Source organism: Achromobacter sp. GW823-FHT04E03, assembly GCF_058796095.1.
The window spans coordinates 529,475-546,139 of record NZ_JBXAIJ010000001.1; the positions used below are offsets into that span (position 1 = coordinate 529,475).

The 16,665-nt window shown below is 68.7% G+C and carries 16 protein-coding genes; 8 read left to right on the forward strand and 8 right to left on the reverse strand.

Annotated features, from left to right (window positions below; translation table 11 throughout):
• Positions 1-247 precede the first annotated feature (247 nt).
• On the forward strand, positions 248-598 hold the full coding sequence (locus AC1RHV_RS02490; RefSeq protein ID WP_175180886.1) for a VOC family protein: 351 nt from the start codon (positions 248-250) through the stop codon (positions 596-598).
• A gap of 6 nt (positions 599-604) precedes the next feature.
• Positions 605-1,534 carry a CysB family HTH-type transcriptional regulator gene (locus AC1RHV_RS02495; protein WP_125470407.1) on the forward strand — a complete coding sequence of 310 codons (930 nt, stop codon included), beginning with the start codon at positions 605-607 and terminating at the stop codon, positions 1,532-1,534.
• On the opposite strand, the gene AC1RHV_RS02500 is transcribed toward AC1RHV_RS02495, so the two are convergent.
• The 6 genes from AC1RHV_RS02500 to AC1RHV_RS02525 all read right to left on the reverse strand — a co-directional run bounded on the left by AC1RHV_RS02500 (position 1,518) and on the right by AC1RHV_RS02525 (position 7,410).
• Positions 1,518-2,888, reverse strand: coding sequence for a 3-deoxy-D-arabino-heptulosonate 7-phosphate synthase (locus AC1RHV_RS02500; protein WP_492299668.1), 1,371 nt, complete (start codon positions 2,886-2,888; stop codon positions 1,518-1,520). The two genes, AC1RHV_RS02495 and AC1RHV_RS02500, sit on opposite strands and share 17 nt — an antisense overlap.
• Positions 2,889-2,953: 65 nt before the next feature.
• Positions 2,954-3,439: a GlcG/HbpS family heme-binding protein gene (locus AC1RHV_RS02505; protein WP_054454605.1), complete on the reverse strand. Its 486-nt coding sequence runs from the start codon at positions 3,437-3,439 to the stop codon at positions 2,954-2,956.
• 141 nt (positions 3,440-3,580) lie between these two features.
• A complete protein-coding gene (locus AC1RHV_RS02510) occupies positions 3,581-4,189 on the reverse strand; it encodes a response regulator transcription factor (protein WP_492299669.1) in 609 nt (202 codons plus the stop codon).
• Between the two features lie 17 nt (positions 4,190-4,206).
• The gene (locus AC1RHV_RS02515; RefSeq protein ID WP_119451526.1) at positions 4,207-5,640 is read right to left on the reverse strand and encodes a sensor histidine kinase; all 1,434 of its coding nucleotides are present in this window, start codon (positions 5,638-5,640) and stop codon (positions 4,207-4,209) included.
• A 64-nt stretch (positions 5,641-5,704) separates the two neighbouring features.
• Positions 5,705-6,865 (reverse strand): HPP family protein, encoded by a 1,161-nt coding sequence (locus AC1RHV_RS02520; protein WP_492299670.1) that lies wholly within the window; start codon positions 6,863-6,865, stop codon positions 5,705-5,707.
• Between the two features lie 92 nt (positions 6,866-6,957).
• Positions 6,958-7,410, reverse strand: a complete 453-nt coding sequence (locus tag AC1RHV_RS02525) for a MarR family winged helix-turn-helix transcriptional regulator (protein ID WP_054454602.1) — start codon at positions 7,408-7,410, stop codon at positions 6,958-6,960.
• An 80-nt stretch (positions 7,411-7,490) separates the two neighbouring features.
• Between AC1RHV_RS02525 and AC1RHV_RS02530 the strand changes: the two genes are divergently transcribed.
• Entirely contained in the window at positions 7,491-9,278 is a 1,788-nt protein-coding gene (locus AC1RHV_RS02530) for a chloride channel protein (protein ID WP_492299671.1), read from the forward strand.
• Here the strand turns inward: AC1RHV_RS02530 and AC1RHV_RS02535 are convergent.
• Positions 9,264-10,157, reverse strand: coding sequence for a LysR family transcriptional regulator (locus tag AC1RHV_RS02535; protein ID WP_119451524.1), 894 nt, complete (start codon positions 10,155-10,157; stop codon positions 9,264-9,266). The two genes, AC1RHV_RS02530 and AC1RHV_RS02535, sit on opposite strands and share 15 nt — an antisense overlap.
• Positions 10,158-10,289: 132 nt before the next feature.
• Here AC1RHV_RS02535 and argC point away from each other — a divergent pair, with 132 nt between their 5' ends.
• Positions 10,290-11,222: an N-acetyl-gamma-glutamyl-phosphate reductase gene (gene argC / locus AC1RHV_RS02540; RefSeq protein WP_175213320.1), complete on the forward strand. Its 933-nt coding sequence runs from the start codon at positions 10,290-10,292 to the stop codon at positions 11,220-11,222.
• Positions 11,223-11,241: 19 nt separating this feature from the next.
• On the opposite strand, the gene AC1RHV_RS02545 is transcribed toward argC, so the two are convergent.
• On the reverse strand, positions 11,242-12,141 hold the full coding sequence (locus tag AC1RHV_RS02545; protein WP_233564613.1) for a LysR family transcriptional regulator: 900 nt from the start codon (positions 12,139-12,141) through the stop codon (positions 11,242-11,244).
• 138 nt (positions 12,142-12,279) lie between these two features.
• Here AC1RHV_RS02545 and AC1RHV_RS02550 point away from each other — a divergent pair, with 138 nt between their 5' ends.
• The 4 genes from AC1RHV_RS02550 to AC1RHV_RS02565 are packed head-to-tail and all read left to right on the forward strand — an operon-like array spanning position 12,280 to position 16,660.
• Positions 12,280-13,845 carry an ATP-dependent acyl-CoA ligase gene (locus AC1RHV_RS02550; RefSeq protein WP_119451523.1) on the forward strand — a complete coding sequence of 522 codons (1,566 nt, stop codon included), beginning with the start codon at positions 12,280-12,282 and terminating at the stop codon, positions 13,843-13,845.
• A 36-nt stretch (positions 13,846-13,881) separates the two neighbouring features.
• Positions 13,882-15,195: an MFS transporter gene (locus tag AC1RHV_RS02555; RefSeq protein WP_054454595.1), complete on the forward strand. Its 1,314-nt coding sequence runs from the start codon at positions 13,882-13,884 to the stop codon at positions 15,193-15,195.
• On the forward strand, positions 15,192-16,340 hold the full coding sequence (locus AC1RHV_RS02560; RefSeq protein ID WP_054454592.1) for a thiolase family protein: 1,149 nt from the start codon (positions 15,192-15,194) through the stop codon (positions 16,338-16,340). Before AC1RHV_RS02555 ends, AC1RHV_RS02560 begins: the two co-directional genes overlap by 4 nt.
• Positions 16,337-16,660, forward strand: coding sequence for a PhlB family protein (locus tag AC1RHV_RS02565; RefSeq protein WP_054454590.1), 324 nt, complete (start codon positions 16,337-16,339; stop codon positions 16,658-16,660). The genes AC1RHV_RS02560 and AC1RHV_RS02565 overlap by 4 nt, the downstream gene beginning before the upstream one ends.
• Positions 16,661-16,665: the final 5 nt, after the last annotated feature.

Sequence of the window (16,665 nt, forward strand, 5' to 3'; positions counted from 1 at the left end):
GCGGGGATGGGGGTGTGCGCATATCCATATCTGCAGGACGCAGCATGAAAGGATGTTGGATGCATGGGGCTTGAAATCGCCGCAACCCACCGCGCCCATCAGGGGACGCCGTGAGTTCCGCTTCGGACATATGCAAATGAGCGCCGCGCCTTAGGGTTTCAGGCTATGTAGAAGCAACGTATACCTCTTTGTCTGACCCTGTCCGCGGAAACTAGAATTTGCGCTGTTCCATGGTTGGCGGCAGGACATGTCCACTATTCTTTCTATCGGATCGGTGCAGCTTTCCTTTCTTGCCGGGCGGCAGGCTGAGGTCCGCGAGTTTTATCGGCACGTGATCGGTCTTGACGAAGTGTCCGGCATCGACGGACAGCGGCTGCTGTTCACGCTGGGCGATGCAACCCTCTCGTTGTCGCCGGTGGAAAAGGTCAGCCGCGGCGTCAGGCCGGACTATCTGGCGTTCAGGACGAGCGCCTATGACGAGGTGCTGGCGCGGCTGAGGCAGGCGGGTTTCGATCCCGTGTGTTCGCTGCCGCAGGCCGAACCCCGCGTGATGTACGTGAAAGATCCGTCCGGCAATCAGCTGGCTTTCCTGGGCTGAGGCGCGATGAACTTCCAGCAATTGCGTTCCGTGCGCGAGGCCGTGCGGCAGGACTTCAACCTGACCGACGTGTCCGAGAGCCTGCATACGTCCCAGCCCGGCGTCAGCCGCCAGATCCGCGAGCTCGAGGAAGAGGTGGGCGTCGACATCTTCGTACGTTCAGGCAAGCGGCTCATCGGTCTGACCCCGCCCGGCGAACTGATCCTGCCCCTGGTCGAACAGATCCTGCAATGCGCGGACAACATCCGCCATGCCGGTGCGGAGTACGCCGACAGCAGAACAGGCGTGCTATCGATCGCTGCCACCCATTCGCAGGCGCGCTACGCCTTGCCGCCCGTCATCAAGGAGTTCCGCGAACGCTATCCTGAGGTGGTGCTGCATATGCATCAGGGCTCGCCCAAGCAGGTATCGGAAATGCTGCTGGAGGGCGAGGCCGACATCGGTGTGGCGACGGAAGCGGTAGCCGACTATCCAGGACTCCTCAACCTGCCTTGCTATCGCTGGAGCCACAGCATCATCGTGCCCCGCGGGCATCCGCTGGAACGGCAACAGGACGGAGTCACGCTGTCGCAGCTGTCGCGCCATCCCCTCATCACGTACGGACGCGGCTACACCGGTCGCGCCCATATCGACGAGGCATTCGCACGCGCCGGCATCACCCCCGACATCGTCATGACGGCAATGGATGCGGACGTGATCAAGACCTATGTGGAGTTGGGACTGGGCCTGGGCATCGTGGCCTCGGTGGCCTGGGACGCCGAACGCGATACGCGCCTGTACGCCATCGACGCGCGGCACCTGTTCGAGATCAATCTGACGCGTCTGGCGATACGGCGCGGCGCCTGGCTGCGCGGCTACGCATTCGACTTCATCGAGATGTTCGTGCCGACGCTCACGCGCGCAATCGTGCAGCGAGAGCTCAAGGGTGAGGGGTGATCGCGGCCATCAGGTCATCCGGGTGCGTCATCAGTTCGCGCGCCTGGCATAGCGTCGGGTACTGCTGCAGCACGCCGGTCCATTGCGCCGATTGCAGCAGCTGTTGCCAGACCGGCTCCAAGGTATCGCGGGCTGCGTCCAGGCCCTGCGCCAGAAGACCGGCATATTCCAGGCTGGGCGTCGCGGACAGCAGCTGCATGCGGCTGGCGGCGCTGAGCAGGCGCGGGATCGCGTCTGCCGGGCCATCGCAGACATAGAGCACGGTGGTATCGAGCCGCGGGCCTTCGGCCGGCAACGCCCGCAGCGCCGCGCCGCGCAGGGGGAAGCGGCCCTGGCGCGTATTGAAGGCGTAGTCGGTCCGCGGATCGGCTTGCGCCAGCAGGCGCAGCCCGCGCAACAGGCGCGGGAAGTCGGTGGCGGCTGCGTCGGCCGAGGCCTTGGCTTCGAGAAGCAGGCACAGGTCCCAGGCCGGCGGCCCGCCATCGCCTTCCGCCTGGCGCAGCAGCGCGGCATCCCATTCGGTCTTGGCGCGGTCGGCGTTGGCGGGCATCGAAGGCGGTACGCGCATGGATGACACGGCCTGGTAGGCTGGGCTGCCATCGGCGTCGTTGAGGCGGCGTGCCAGGGCCTGGAGCGCTTGCAGCGCCTGCGCCTCGACGGCGTCGCCGCGCAACCGCGAGGCGTTGCCTTCGGCCAGGGCGCTGGCGCTGCCCGGGCGCGGGCCTTGCTGTTCCCACAAGGCGCGGTAGCGGCGCACATCGCTGTCGGCCGTCAGGACGTCCAGGCGTTGCAGATGATCCAGCGCGGGGCTGGCGAGCAGACGGTCGAGAGCGGCAGAGGCCGGCTGGGCTTCGGCGGACAAACCAAGAAGCCGGCGCGCGGCATCGGGCAGCGCCGGCCAGGAGTCGGATGCCGCCGCAGCCTGCAAGGCGGCCATGGCGTCGCGGGCGAGACCTGCCGGCATGCGTTCAAGCTTGGCGGGATGGGCGATTGCGTTGGCGGCGGCAATGATCTCGCGGCGGTCCTGGGCTGCGCGCGCGGCCAGGGAGGCATACTCGCGCACGAGCGGCAGGCGGTGCCGCAGCAGCATGGCCTGGAATGCCGGATCGCCGTCGGACTCGCGCATGGCGTCGCGGATCAGGCGCGCCAGGGCGTCGAGAAAGGCTCGCTCGACCGCGGCCGGCGGCGCGGCGCCATCTTCGACCGACTGGCGCGCCTGTTCGATGGCGACGGCCAGAGCGGTCGCGGGCGGGGCGTCTTCCGTGGGGATGCGGGAAATGGCCGGCACGCGATAGCGCCGGGTGGTGCGGCGCAGGATGGCGTCGAGCAGGGATAGGGAGGGCGGCTGGGGCATGGCGCCCCAAGCCTACCGCGATGCCGCAGGCGCGGCAAACGCACCGCGCCCAGGTTGGCAGCGGCTTATTTGAACAGCGCGGCGTTTTCCTGCAAGGCGGTGTCGGCGCATTGCGCGTCCAGGTTGCCGCCGGGTGCGCCCGCCACGCCGATGGCGCCGATCACGGCCGAGCCGGCCTTCACGGGCACGCCGCCGCCCAGCACCAGGAAGCCCGGAATGTCGGTCAGGGTGGCTGCGGCGGGATTCTTCTGGACGTTTTCCAGCATCGTCAGCGTCGGGGTCTTGGCGGACGCGGCGGTAAACGCTTTCGCACGGCTGGCTTCGATGGTGTGCGGGCCGGCATTATCGGCGCGGGCGAAGGCCTTGAGCAGGCCGGCGCGGTCCACGACCGAGGCGCTCACGTTGTAGCCCTTGGCCTGGCAGGCGGCGACGGTGGCCGTCGCCAGCTTCTGCGCGTCGGCCATGGACAGGTTGCTCTCGTTGAGCACGGCGGCGTTGGCGGCGCCGGCGCAGGCGAACAGGGCGGCGAAAGCGATGAATTTGGGCGACATGTCTGTGTCCTTAGTGGGTCGGTGACAGGAACAGGCAGATTAAAGATGACGGCCGATCGGCGGTATTCGGTCGGCTACGCTGGGGCCTCCGTAGGGCTACGGAGGGAGGCTGCGCAAGGCTGCCCGCCGCGTCGACAGCCTTCAGGCCAGCAGCCCTGCGTATTCGCGGATCAGTCCGGCCAGGTTGTCCGCTTCCAGCTTGGCGAAGACGTTGGCGCGGTAGGTCTCCACCGTGCGCGGCGACAGGTCGAATTCGCGCGCGATCTCCTTATTGCTCAGGCCTTGCACGACGCGTTCCAGCACATCGCGTTCGCGGCCGGAAAGCTTGTCCAGCCGTTCCTGCGCGGCCTGCGTCACGGCGAGTTTTTCGCGGCTGGCGATGTGGGTGCGCACGGCGGCCTGCACGGCGTCCAGGAAGACGTCGTCGTCCACGGGCTTTTGCAGGAACTCCATGGCGCCACCCTTGAACGCGCGGCGGCACAGGTCCACGTTGGCGTGGCCGGTCAGCATGACCACGGGCAGGTCCGATTGCTCGGCCAGCCGGCTCAGCACGTCCAGGCCGCTGATGCCGGGCATGCGGATGTCCAGGACCACGCAGCCGATGGGCTGCGGGTGCAACCGGGCCAGGAAGGCCTGCGGGTCGCCATGGCCCTCGCTGCGCAGGCCGACGCTGCGCAGCAGCAGCGCCAGGCCGTCGCGCACGGCGTCGTCGTCATCGACCAGGTAGACCAGCGGGGATTGTTCGAACATGGAAGATTCCTGCGTCGTCATGCGGCGGCGCGCGGCAGGCTGACCGTGAAGCAGGCGCCTGCCGGGCTGAGATTGCGCGCGGCGATACGGCCGTCCATGGAGCCGGCCAGCGTGTCGCACAGCGCCAGGCCCAGGCCCATGCCTTGCGGCCGCGTGGTGTAGAAGGGAGCGAACAGGCGCGGCAGCGCGTCGGCGGCGATGCCGGGGCCGGTGTCGCTGACGCTGAACAGGTAGGCGTCGCCATCGGCGCGGCCTTCCAGCAAGATCTGGCGCGGTCCGGGAACGTCGGCCAGCGCATCGGCGGCGTTCTGCACCAGATTGTGCAGGATCTGCTCCAGGGCCACGCGGTCGCCGAGCGGCCGCACGCCTGGGCTGGCGTTGTGCCAGCTCAGCCGTATGCCTAGCCGGGCCAGTTCCGTTTCGCGCAGAAAGCGCAGCGACGCCACCAAGGCGTCGGGGTCCAGCGCCTCGCGCCGGGCGGGCGAGCTGGGCTGCACCAGGGCGCGCATGCGGCTGATGATTTCGGCCGCGCGCTTGGCCTGTTCGGCGCTGGCCAATAGCGCGTGGCGCACGGCGGGGCGTTCCTCTTCGTCGTCCAGCAGCCGCTCGGCGGCGCGGGTCTGGGCCAGGATGGCGGTCAGCGGCTGGTTCAGTTCATGGGCGATGCCGGCGGCCATTTCGCCCAGCGTGCTCAGGCGCGCCATGGCGCCCAGGCGCAGTTGTTCCTGGTGGCGGCGGGCCTGGGCGCGCGAGCGCTGCCACGCCGCGGCGCCGGCCACCAGCAGCGCGCTGGCCAGGCCCCAGGCGAGCCAGGTGGCCCAGGGCCAGGCGCCGGGCGTCAGCGTGCGCGTGCTGCGCATCTGGAAGGGTTGGCTGGCCGCGCCCAGCGGCTTTTGCAGGGCCAGCGGCCAGCCGAGGCTGCCGGCGTCGGGCTGCTTGTCCAGCAGCCGCAGCGGGGTCTGGTCCACCGTCAGGGTGAGGTTGGCAAGGCCGGGAGGAAAGTCGGCCGCGGGTATCAGCTGGCTGGCGTCCAGCAGCAGGCTCCAGCCCGAGGGCGCCACCAGCCAGTAGCGGGCGCTATCCACTGGCAGCGTCACCGGCCGGCCCAGGCCGCGCGCGCGTTCGACGGCGGCCGCAAGGCCCGGAGGTTCCGCCACGCTGCCGCTCCAGGCGCCGCCAGGCAGGTAGCCCAGCCCCAGCAGTTGGGGCATGGCCGGCCGCAGGCTGGGATAAAGGCGTTCCGGAGCAGGGGGATGGGAAAGGGCGGCCAGCGTCGCCAGCACGGCTTCATGCTGCACCGTTTTTTGGCTCAGCATGCGCTGCGCCACGCTGGTGCTCTGGGTGAAGCGTTCGTACTGGTCCACATAGTCCTGCCGCCCGATCCAGAGGGCGCCGAAGGTGAACAGGACCAGCCAGCAGAAGAAGGCGCGAGCGCGCGATAGGGGATTCACGCCTGAAATTATGCCTTGCGGCCAACGCGGGCAGGAATCCGTAGGGCTACGGAGGGGTGGGCGCTCAGGCCGCCAGCCGCTGGGCGTCCGGGTCCGGCGCCTGCGAGCTGGCCGCGAGCGCGATCTGGTACAGCGCCGCCACCAGGTCAGATTGCGTCACCAGTCCGACCAGGTTGCGCGCTTCGTCCAGCACCGGCACGCAATGCAGGCTGTCCGACATGGGGCGGGCCAGTTCGATGACGGGCAGGCCCGGGGTGGCGAAGGGCACTTCGCTGCGCATGCAATCGGCCACCAGCAGGTCGGGCGCGGCATCCGCATCGACGGCGACGGCAGCCAGCCGGGTCCGGCGCGCCAGCACGTCGCCCTGGCTGACCATGCCGGCGTAGCGGCCGGCCGAATCCAGCACCGGCAATGCCTGCAGGCGATGCTTGTCGAACAGGCGCACGGTGTAGTCCAGCGGGTCCTGGGCCTGTACCGTGACTACGTCGCGCGACATGATGTCGGCGCAATGCACGTCGCCGAAGCGGCGCACGCTGGCGCGCATTTCCGCGGCCAGGACGATTTCTTCCAGGTCTTCCTTGCTGATGTCCAGCAGCTCGCCGCGCTGCGTGAGCGCGTCGTCCAGGTCGGCCAGGCTGAAGCCCAGGCGAGCGCTGGGCGCGAGGTCGCGGGTGTTGTGGCCAGCGGCCGGGTCGGCGTGGCGGCGCGGATAATTGCGCTTGAGCGCGCCATTGAAGACCACGGCGATGCACAGCAGGATGGCGGAGTTCAGCGCCACGGGCCAGAGCGCAAAGCCGTAGCCCAGGCTGGCGACCGCGGGGCCGCCCAGCACGGCGGTCAGCGCCACTGCGCCGCTGGGCGGATGCAGGCAGCGCAAAGAGAACATGGCGCCAATGGCCAGCGCCACCGCCACGGCGGCAGCCACGCCGGGCACAGGGATGAACTGGGCGCAGAAGACGCCGATCAGGGCCGATACCAGATTGCCGGCCATGATGGACCAGGGCTGGGCGAGCGGACTGGCTGGGGCGGCGAACAGCAGCACGGCGGACGCGCCCATGGGGGCGATGAACCAGGGGCTGGCGTCGCCCAGCGCGTGGCGGCCCACCCATTCCGTGCAGAACAGGCCAAGCAGCGCGCCCAGCACGCCGTAGAGCTTCTCGCGTCCGTTGACGCCCACCGGCGCTGGCGCGAACGAGCCCAGCCAGCGCTTGATTGCTACACCCAAAACGATCTCCTCGCGCATCGATATGTCGCGGGGCGACAATTTATCACGCGAGGCAAAGCTGCGCTGCATAAGCTTATGCAGCAGGGCGTGGATCAGGCGTTGCCGGAGTCGTCGCCGATGCGGGTCAGCAGGCGCGTCAGCAGCGGGCGCATGGCGCGTAGTTCTTCCAGGTGCGAGGCCGAGAGGTCTTCGAGCATGCGCTCGGCCTTCGCGGTCAGCACGACCTCTACGCGGCGGCCGTCCTCGGGGTCCGCCTCGCGGCTGACCAGATCCAGGCGCGCCAGCCGGCCCACCAGTTCGGCGGCGGTGTGGGGTCGGATCAGGAGGCGTTCGGCGATTTCGCCCACGTACAGGCCGCGGCGGCCAGGGACGTTCTTGCGCGTGCCCTTGATGGCGAGCAGGGCCTGGTGCTGCTGCGGCATCAGGTCCAGCCCGGCGGCGGCGTTTTCGCTGAAGGCGGCAAAGCGGCGCAGCGCATAGCGGAAGTCGGCCAGGAGCTCGTAGTCCGTGGCGGTCAGCTGGGGTGGGGGCGAGGGCGGTTTCACCTGGGCGATTCTAATATATGTCGTGATACGATATATATGACATTTCGCAAATCCCTGCGCAATTCTTCCCGTCTTCGAACATGCCTCCCACTTCTTCCTCCGCCCGGGCCGCGCTGCGCCTGGGCGACTTCACCACGGACAAACGCGTGGTCCTGCTCATGGGCCTGGCCATCCCGGTCGGCCTGGCCAGCGTAGCCGCGGCCTGGGCCCTGCTGCGGCTGATCGCGCTGTGCACCAATCTGGCGTACCACCAGCAGTTCTCCTTCAAGGACCAGCCCATCACGACAGGCCACCTGGGCCTGGCTTCGGTCGCCATTCCGGTGGTGGGCTGCCTCATCATCGGCTTCATGGCGCGCTACGGTTCGGAAAAGATCCGCGGCCACGGGATTCCGGAGGCGATGGAAGCCATCCTGATCGGCAAGAGTCGCATCCAGCCCAAGGTGGCGGTGTTGAAGCCCGTGTCTTCCGCCATCTCCATCGGCACGGGCGGTCCGTTCGGGGCCGAAGGCCCGATCATCATGACGGGCGGCGCCATCGGCTCGCTGCTGGCGCAGACTATCCACCTGGACGACGGCGAGCGCAAGACCCTGCTGGTGGCCGGCGCGGCCGCGGGCATGACGGCCATCTTTGCCACGCCCTTGGCGGCGGTGCTGCTGGCGGTTGAGCTGCTGCTGTTCGAATGGAAGCCGCGCAGCTTCCTGCCGGTGGCGATGGCGGCGCTGGTGGCGGCGGCCACGCGCGCCTTCGTGCTGGATGGCGGACCGATATTCGCGTATTCGGGTTCACTGGCGTTCACGCCCGCGCATCTGCTGGCCTGCGCCGCCGTGGGCGTGCTGGCCGGGCTGGGATCGGGCATGCTGACCTCCATGGTCTATGCGGCCGAGGACCTGTTCGAGAAACTGCCGCTGCACTGGATGTGGTGGCCGGCCTTCGGCGGCCTGGTGATCGGCCTGGGCGGCTTGATCGAGCCGGCGGCGCTGGGCGTGGGCTACGACAACATCCGCCATCTGTTGGCGGGCGACCTGGCATTCCAGGCCGTGTTGCTGCTTCTGGCGGTCAAGGTCATCATCTGGTCCGTCGCGCTGGGGTCGGGGACCTCGGGCGGGGTGCTGGCGCCGCTGCTGATATTCGGCGGCGCGTTGGGGGCATTGGCCACGCCGTTGCTGCCGCAGGCCGATCCGGGCTTCTGGGCGCTGCTGGGCATGGCCGCAATGATGGGCGGCACCATGCGCGCGCCGCTGACCGCGACCCTGTTCGCGGTGGAACTGACCGGCGACATGGGCGCGCTGCTGCCAGTATTGGCCGCCTGCGTGTTCGCGTATGGGATGACGGTGCTGCTGCTCAAGCGTTCCATCCTGACCGAGAAGATCGCGCGGCGCGGCCACCATATCAGCCGCGAATACCGCGTGGATCCCTTCGACCTGCTGCGAGTCAGCCAGGTGATGACCACGCCGGTCCAGACCCTGCCGGCCGACTGGACGGTGGCGCAGGCCATCGCGCATTTCACGACGGCGCAGCCGGTGCATACCAGCTATCCGGTGCTGGATGCCGAAGGCGCGGTGGTAGGCGAAGTCACGCGCGCCGATACGCTCGCCTGGGCCATCGACGACGAGCAGACCGGGCGCACCTTGGCCGAGGCCCTGCAAGGCCGCGACCTGGTGTACGGCCATCCCGAGGAACTGGCCAGCCAGATCGCCGACCGCATGGCGCTGACCGGCGCCGGCCGCATACCCATCCTGGACCGGGCCAACGGCCGGCTGGTCGGCATCGTGGGGCGCAAGGACCTGTTCCGCTCGCGCGCGCGGCGGCTGCGCGAAGAAAGCCAGCGCACCGCGTATTTCCGCCGCACGCCTTCAGCGGGCGGGTGAGGCGCGCAGCTCCCACAGCACATCCAGCACGTGCCGGGTGGCTTGCTCCACCTGCCCGGCGCGGTGCGCGATGCCCAGCGGACGCCAAAGGGCCGGCCGCAGCGCGCGCATCTCGATGCGCGGATCCGGCTGCGGCGCGGTGGCCTCGTGCGGCAGCAGCGTGGCGCCGTAGCCCGCGGCCACCAGGCTCTTGATGGCGTCGTTGTAATTCAGCTGGATGCGGGCGCGCGGGTTCAGGCCGGCGGCGGCGAACCATTCGCCCGTCAGGCGCGACAGCCTTGTGCTGGCGTCGTTCAGGATCAGCGGCCGTTCGGCCAGCCAGGCCGGCGTCAGGCGCGCGGGCGCTTTCCAGCTGGCGGGCAGGAAGGCCATGACCGGGTCGCGCCGCCAGGGGCGCAACACCAGGCCTTCCAGCGGCGGCTGGGGCAGGGCCACCAGGCCCACGTCCAGCGAACCGTCGGCCAGGCGCAGGAGCGTTTCCTGCGAAGTCAGCACAGCCACTTGCACGTCAATGCCGGGATGGTTGCGCCCCAGCGTTTCCAGGGCCTGCGGCAGCAAGTGGGCTATGGCGCCGGTGGAAGCGCCCAGCCGCACGCGCCCGGACAAGCCCTGCACCTGCCGCTGCACGTCGTCCAGCGCCTGGTCGGCATCGGCCAGCAGGCGGCGCGCGCGTTCCAGCAGGGTTTCGCCGATGGCGGTGGGGCGGACCTGGCCGCGCTTGCGCGTGAGCAGCGGCGCGCCAATGCGTTCCTCCAGGTCGGCCACATGCAGGCTGACGGTGGGCGGGGCCAGATGCAGCGCGCGCGCCGCGTCGGCGAACGAGCCCAGGTCGGCAATGGCAACCAGGGTGCGCAGGCGGTCCAGGCTGATTTCACGCATGGCGGTGTCGTTCAGGAAAGCTGAATTGGATAGTCATGATATTCGACTTTTGTTATCTGCCAGTCCAGCCGATGATGGAGTCCTGCGCCCGGAACCCCTTCCGGCGCGCCTTTGATCCAGGACGCAAGCGCCATGACCCAACCTCTAGTTTTCATCGACGGCGACCAGGGCACCACCGGCCTGCAGATCCATGAACGCCTGCATGGGCGCACGGACCTGCGGCTGCTGACGCTGCCCGAGGCGGAACGCAAGGACCCGCAACGCCGTGCGCAGGCGATCAACGGCTGCGACATCGCCATTCTCTGCCTGCCGGACGAACCGGCGCGTCAGGCCGCCGCGTCCATCGTCAATCCCGCGGTACGGGTGATAGACGCCAGTTCCGCCCACCGCACGACGCCGGGCTGGGTCTATGGCTTTCCGGAAATGAACGCGGAGCAGGCCGGACTGATCGCCCAGGCGCTGCGGGTCAGCAACCCGGGTTGTTATCCCACGGGCGCGGTCGCGTTGCTGGGTCCGCTGGTGCGGGCCGGGCTGGTGCCGGCCGACTATCCGGTGGTGGTGCACGCGGTATCAGGCTATTCGGGCGGCGGGCGCGCGGCGGTGGACGCCTACGAAGCCGCGGACGGCGCGCCGGGACCGGCGTTCCAGCTCTACGGCCTGGGCCTGGCGCACAAGCACACGCCCGAGATCGAGCGGCATGCGGGCCTGACGCAGCGGCCGGTGTTCGTGCCGGCCTACGGCGCGTATCGCCAGGGCATCGTCCTGACCGTGCCGCTGCAGCTGCGCCTGCTGCCGGCGGGCGTCGACATGGAACGCCTGCACGCCTGCCTGCAGCAGCATTACGAGGGCGCGCGCCACGTGCAGGTCGTGGCGCCGCAGGACGCGGCCGCCCATACGCACCTGGATCCGCAGGCGCTCAATGGCACCAACGACCTGCGCCTGGCCGTGTACGGCAATGCGCAGCACGGCCAGGTGCTGCTGACGGCGGTGTTCGACAACCTGGGCAAGGGCGCGTCGGGCGCGGCGGTGCAGAACCTGGACCTGATGCTGGCCGCGTTGCGATAAGCGCCACGCCTGCGCGGGCTCAGGCCGGGTCCGCCAGCGTCTCCACCACCAGGCGGCGCAGCCAGACGGTGCCCGGATCGCTTTCGAAGCGCGCGTGCCAATGCACCGTCACGGACAGCGGCGGCAGCGCGATGGGCAGCGGGCGTATCTGGAACGCGTCGTCGTGGTTGAACCAGATCGCGGCCCGCAGCGGCAGGGTCATGGTGAGATCGGTGCGCCGCACGATCTCGGCGGCCGCCGAGAAATGCGGCAAGGTCAGATATGGCCTGCGCGGCAGGCCGGCCTCGCTCAGCACATCGTCCAGCAAGCGGTGGGCGCTGGCTCGCGAGGCCACCAGGATGTGGTCCAGGCGCTTGTATTGGCTACGGGTGAGGCCCGCCGACAACACCGGATGGCCGCGCCTGCCCATGCAGGTGTAGCGTTCGCTGAACAGTTCCGCGTGGCAGGTCTCGCTGCCCAGCCCGGCCAGGTTGCCGATGGCGAGATCGACCTCGCCGTCTTTCAGCGCCTGCGGCAGCCGTTCCAGCGGGATCTCCAATACTTCCACCTGCAGGCGCGGCGCCAGGGCGTGCACGCGTTCCATCAATGACGGCAGGAACACCATTTCACCGATATCGGACATGGACAGGCGAAAGCGCCGGGTGCTGCTTGCGGGCTCGAAGCGCTGCCGCAGGTTGACCGCTTCCGCAAAGCTGTTCATGCCGCGCTCTATGGGGTCGGCCAGGGCAAACGCGACCGGCGTGGGCTGCATGCCGGACGCCGTGCGCGCGAACAGGGGGTCGTCGAATTTTTCGCGCAAGCGCGCCAGCGCGTAGCTCACGGCGGGCTGCGTCAGGTTCAGGCGCTGCGCCGCGCGCGTGACGCTGCGTTCCTGCAGCACGGTCAGGAAAACCCGCATGAGGTTCAGATCGAAGTCCACGCATGCCTCTCATATCAGCTTGATTTATAAGATAAATAATATCCATAAATTTGACATATAAATAGTTGATTCCTAGACTAATTTCATAAGGCTGGGGCAACGCTTGCCGATGGCCGCAACACAGGGGGAAGCACCGCCATGCATGCGTTGACACTGCCGTCGTTGTTGCTGGAGCAGGGCGCCCGATGGGGCGAGCGCACATGGGTGCAGGCGCCAGGCGGCGCACTGCGCTACGGCGATGCTCCCGGGCATGCAGCGGACTGGGCCGCGCGCCTGGCTTCGGCCGGCGTCGCCCGGGGCGACCGGGTCGGGCTGATGGCCGGCAACCGGCATGAATTCCTGTCCATCGTGCTGGGCTGCGGCTGGCTGGGGGCGGTGGTGGTGCCCATCAACACGGCGTCGCGCGGCATGCAGTTGCAGCACATCCTGGCCAACAGCGGTTGCCGCTTGCTGGTGGCCGATGCCGCGTCCTGTCCCGCGCTGGCTGCACTGGACATGCAGTCCCTGGCCTTGAACCGCATTTGGCTCCTGGACGGCAACGCCGACGCGCTGCCGGTGCACGCGTGTCCGCCGCCTCCTGTGCCGGATACGCCGCTGCCGCCGGCGGCCGACCTCGGTCCCGGAGATACGCTGGCCATCCTGTACACCTCGGGCACGTCCGGACTGTCCAAGGGCGTGTGCTGTCCGCACGCGCAGTTCTACTGGTGGGGCAGGATCGCCGCGCGCAACCTGGAAATCGCCGAGAGCGACGTGCTCTACACGAGCCTGCCGCTGTTCCATACCAATGCCCTGAACGCCTGCTTCCAGGCGCTGGTCACGGGCGCGACCATCATCTGCGACGAGCGCTTCTCGGCCAGCCGCTATTTCGACCGGCTGGAGGCCACGGGCGCCACGGTGACCTATCTGCTGGGCGCCATGGTGCCCATGCTGCTGGCGCAGCCGCCTGCCGCAGCCGAACGGCGTCAGCGCGCGCGGATTGCGCTGGCGCCCGGGGTGCCCGAACGCTTCCATGCGGCATTCGCCGAACGCACGGGCATCGCGCTGCTGGAAGGCTACGGCTCGACCGAAACCAACTTCGCGCTGGGCGGCACGCTGGACGAGCAGCGGCCGGGCACGATGGGGCGCGTCGCGCCCGAATTCGATGCGATGGCGGCTGACGAGCACGACGCGGCGGTGCCAGACGGCACGCCGGGCGAATTGCTGTTGCGCTCGCACATCCCATACGCCATCGCCACCGGTTATTTCGGCATGGACGACAAGACGGTGGAAGCCTGGCGCAATCTCTGGTTCCACACGGGCGACCGGGTGGTGCGCGATGCGGACGGCTATTTCCGCTTCCTGGACCGCACGAAGGACGCCATCCGCCGACGCGGCGAGAACATTTCCTCGTACGAGGTGGAGCAGGTGCTGCTGGCGCATCCGGCGGTTGCCGCCGTGGCGGTCTATGCGGTGCGTTCCGATCTGGCGGAAGACGAGGTCATGGCGGCGCTGGTCTACAAGACCGGGCAGGCCATCGCGCCCGAGACGCTGTTGGACTTCTGCCAGCCCCGTATGCCGTATTTCGCCGTACCGCGCTATCTGCGCGTACTGGACGATTTGCCGCGCACCGAGAACGGCAAGATCCGCAAGTTCCGCTTGCGGGATGAGGGCATTACCGGCGACGCCTGGGACCGCGACGCCGCCGGCTATCGCGTGGCGCGCTGAGCGTCATCAATCCATTCAAACAGACTAGGGGCGGCAATGACGATGGCATACAAGGGGGCGGCCGCGGCCGCCGGCGACGATGCGCGCAGAAAACGCACGCGGCGCGTGGTGATGGCGTCCGTCGCGGGCAACGCGATGGAATGGTATGACTTCTTCATCTACGGCACGGCGGCGGCGCTGGTGTTCGGCGAACTGTTCTTTCCCAAGGGCACCGACCCGCTGCTGGGCACCATGGGGGCGTTTGCCGGCTTTGCGGTCGGCTTCCTGGCGCGGCCGCTGGGCGGCGTGATCTTCGGCCATATCGGCGACCGCTACGGCCGCAAGCTGGCGCTGGAATGGACCCTGGGCTTGATGGGCGCCGCCACCTTCCTGATCGGGCTGTTGCCTACCTATGATCAGGTCGGCTTCTGGGCGCCGGTTGCCATGGTGGTGTTGCGCATCCTGCAAGGCGCGGCCGCGGGCGGCGAGTGGGGCGGGGGCGTGCTGCTGATCAGCGAGGCGGTCGGGGGCAAGCGCCGCGGCTACTTCTCGTCCTTCAGCCAATTGGGAGTGGCGGGGGGCTTCGTGCTGTCGTCGGGCGTCTTCATGCTGGCGCAGCAGCTGCCGCAGGAAGCCTTCATGAGCTGGGGCTGGCGCCTGCCGTTCCTCTTGAGCGTGCTGATCTTCGGCGTGGGCCTCTACATCCGCAAGCACATCCCGGAAAGCGATGAGTTCGTGCAGGCCGCCAAGACCGCCAAGCGCGGCATGCCGGCAGTCGAAGTGTTCCGCCGCTATCCGCGCCAGGTCTTTACCGCGATGGGATTGCGCGTGGCCGAGAACGGCGGGTCGTACATCTTCCTGGCGTTTGCGCTGGCCTACGGCAAATTCCTTGGCATACCCAACGACGTCATGCTGGGCGGCGTGCTGGTGTCGATGTTCATCGAGCTCGGCACGCTGGTCTGGTTCGGCCACCTGTCCGATCGCATCGGCCGGCGGACGGTGTACCTAATTGGTTCGGCCGGCCTGGTGCTGGTGGCATTCCCGTTCTTCTGGCTGGTGCAGACCAAGGAGCCGGTGTGGATATTCCTGGCCTTCTTCCTGGGCAACACGGTCTGCCATGCCGCGATGATCGGCACCCAGCCGGCGTATTTCGCCGAACTGTTTCCCGCAGAGGTCCGCTACACCGGATTGGCGCTGGGGCATGAACTGGCTTCTGTATTCGCCGGCGGCCTGTCGCCGCTGATCGCCATGGCGCTGCTGCGCAAATATGAATCGGCGACCCCGGTGGCGTGGTTCCTGGTGGGCATGGCCGCGGTCACCGTGATCACCTTGCTGCTGACGCGCGAACCCCCACGGCAGGAGTCGGCGTGAGCGCGGCGCGCGGCCCGGGCATCGTCGGCGTGGGCGAAACGCCTTCGCTGCGCCATCCCGGCCCGGGAACCAGCACGGCCGGCCTGATGGCCGAGGCGATCGCGCAGGCGCTGCGCGGCGCAGGGTTGAAGCCCGGCGATGTGGACGGCCTGGGCGTGGCTTCATTCACGCTGCGCCCCGACCGCGCGATCGATCTGGCGTGGCGCCTGGGACTGCGGCTGAACTGGTGCATGCAGGACGAAATGGGCGGCGCCAGCGCCATCAACCTGTTGCGCCAGGCCTGGCTCGCGTTGCAGGCCGGGCAGGCCGAGACGATCGTGCTGGTCGCGGGAGACCATTTCACGGGCGCCGATTTCGCAGGGCTGGTACGCGGCTACAACCGCAGCGCGCAGGACTATCTCAGTCCCCTGGGCTGCGAGGGGCCGAATCCCCTGTTCGCCATGCTCACGCAAAGGCAGATGGCGCGCGCCGGTCTTGCCCGCGAGGACTATGGCGCGCTATGCGTCGCGCAGCGGCTATGGGCAGCAGGCAACCCCAACGCCGCGTATCGCGATCCATTGAGCCTGGCGCAATACCTGGCCGCGCCCATGGTCGCGCCGCCGCTGGGACGCCTGGATTGCGTGCCGGTGGTCAGCGGCGCTTGCGCGCTGGTGCTGAGCGCGCGTCCGGCGGGAATCAGCGTGCGGCTGCTGGCCAGCGATGCGCGCTACAACGACGACCAGCAGGAAGGCGACGGATTGCAGACCGGCATCGCGGCGTTCGCGCCAGCGCTCTGGCAGCGCGCTGGCCTGGGACCGGAAGACATGGATGTGCTCAGCGTGTACGACGACTATCCCGCCATGGCGCTGGCGCAGCTGTGCGATCTGGGCTTCGCCAGCATCGATGACCTGCCTGGCTTCATCGCGCGCCGCCTGGCCACCCGGGACTTGCCGGTCAACACCGCAGGCGGCCAACTGTCCGCCGGGCAGGCGGGCACCGCCGGCGGCATGCATGGCCTGGTCGAAGTGGCGCGCCAATTGCTGGGGCAGGCAGGGGAACGACAGGTGCGCGGCGCGCGTCACGGCGTGGCTACCGGCTACGGCATGGTGCAGCTGCGTTACGGGATGTGCGCCAATGCGGCCGTGCTGGCGCGGGAGGAAGCATGAGCGTCGACGTCAGCCAATGTTGCAGCTGCGGCCATCTGGTCTATCCCATGCGGCTGTGGTGCCCGGCTTGCGGCCATGGACAGGCGCGCGCGGCGGCGGTGGAACAGGCCGAGTTGCAGGCCTGGACCGAATTGCCCTCGCGGAATGGTGCGCCTGCCGCAGTCATCGCCACGGTCCGGGCGCTGCCCGCGGGACCGGTCCTGGTCGTGCGGCTGGAAGAACCGCCCGCCCATGCGGGCCAGCGTCTGTGGCTATTCGAACGCGATACGGACGGGCAGCCTTTGCCTTGGGCCCGCGTCGCGGCCGAACCGCAGATCTGAAGCGC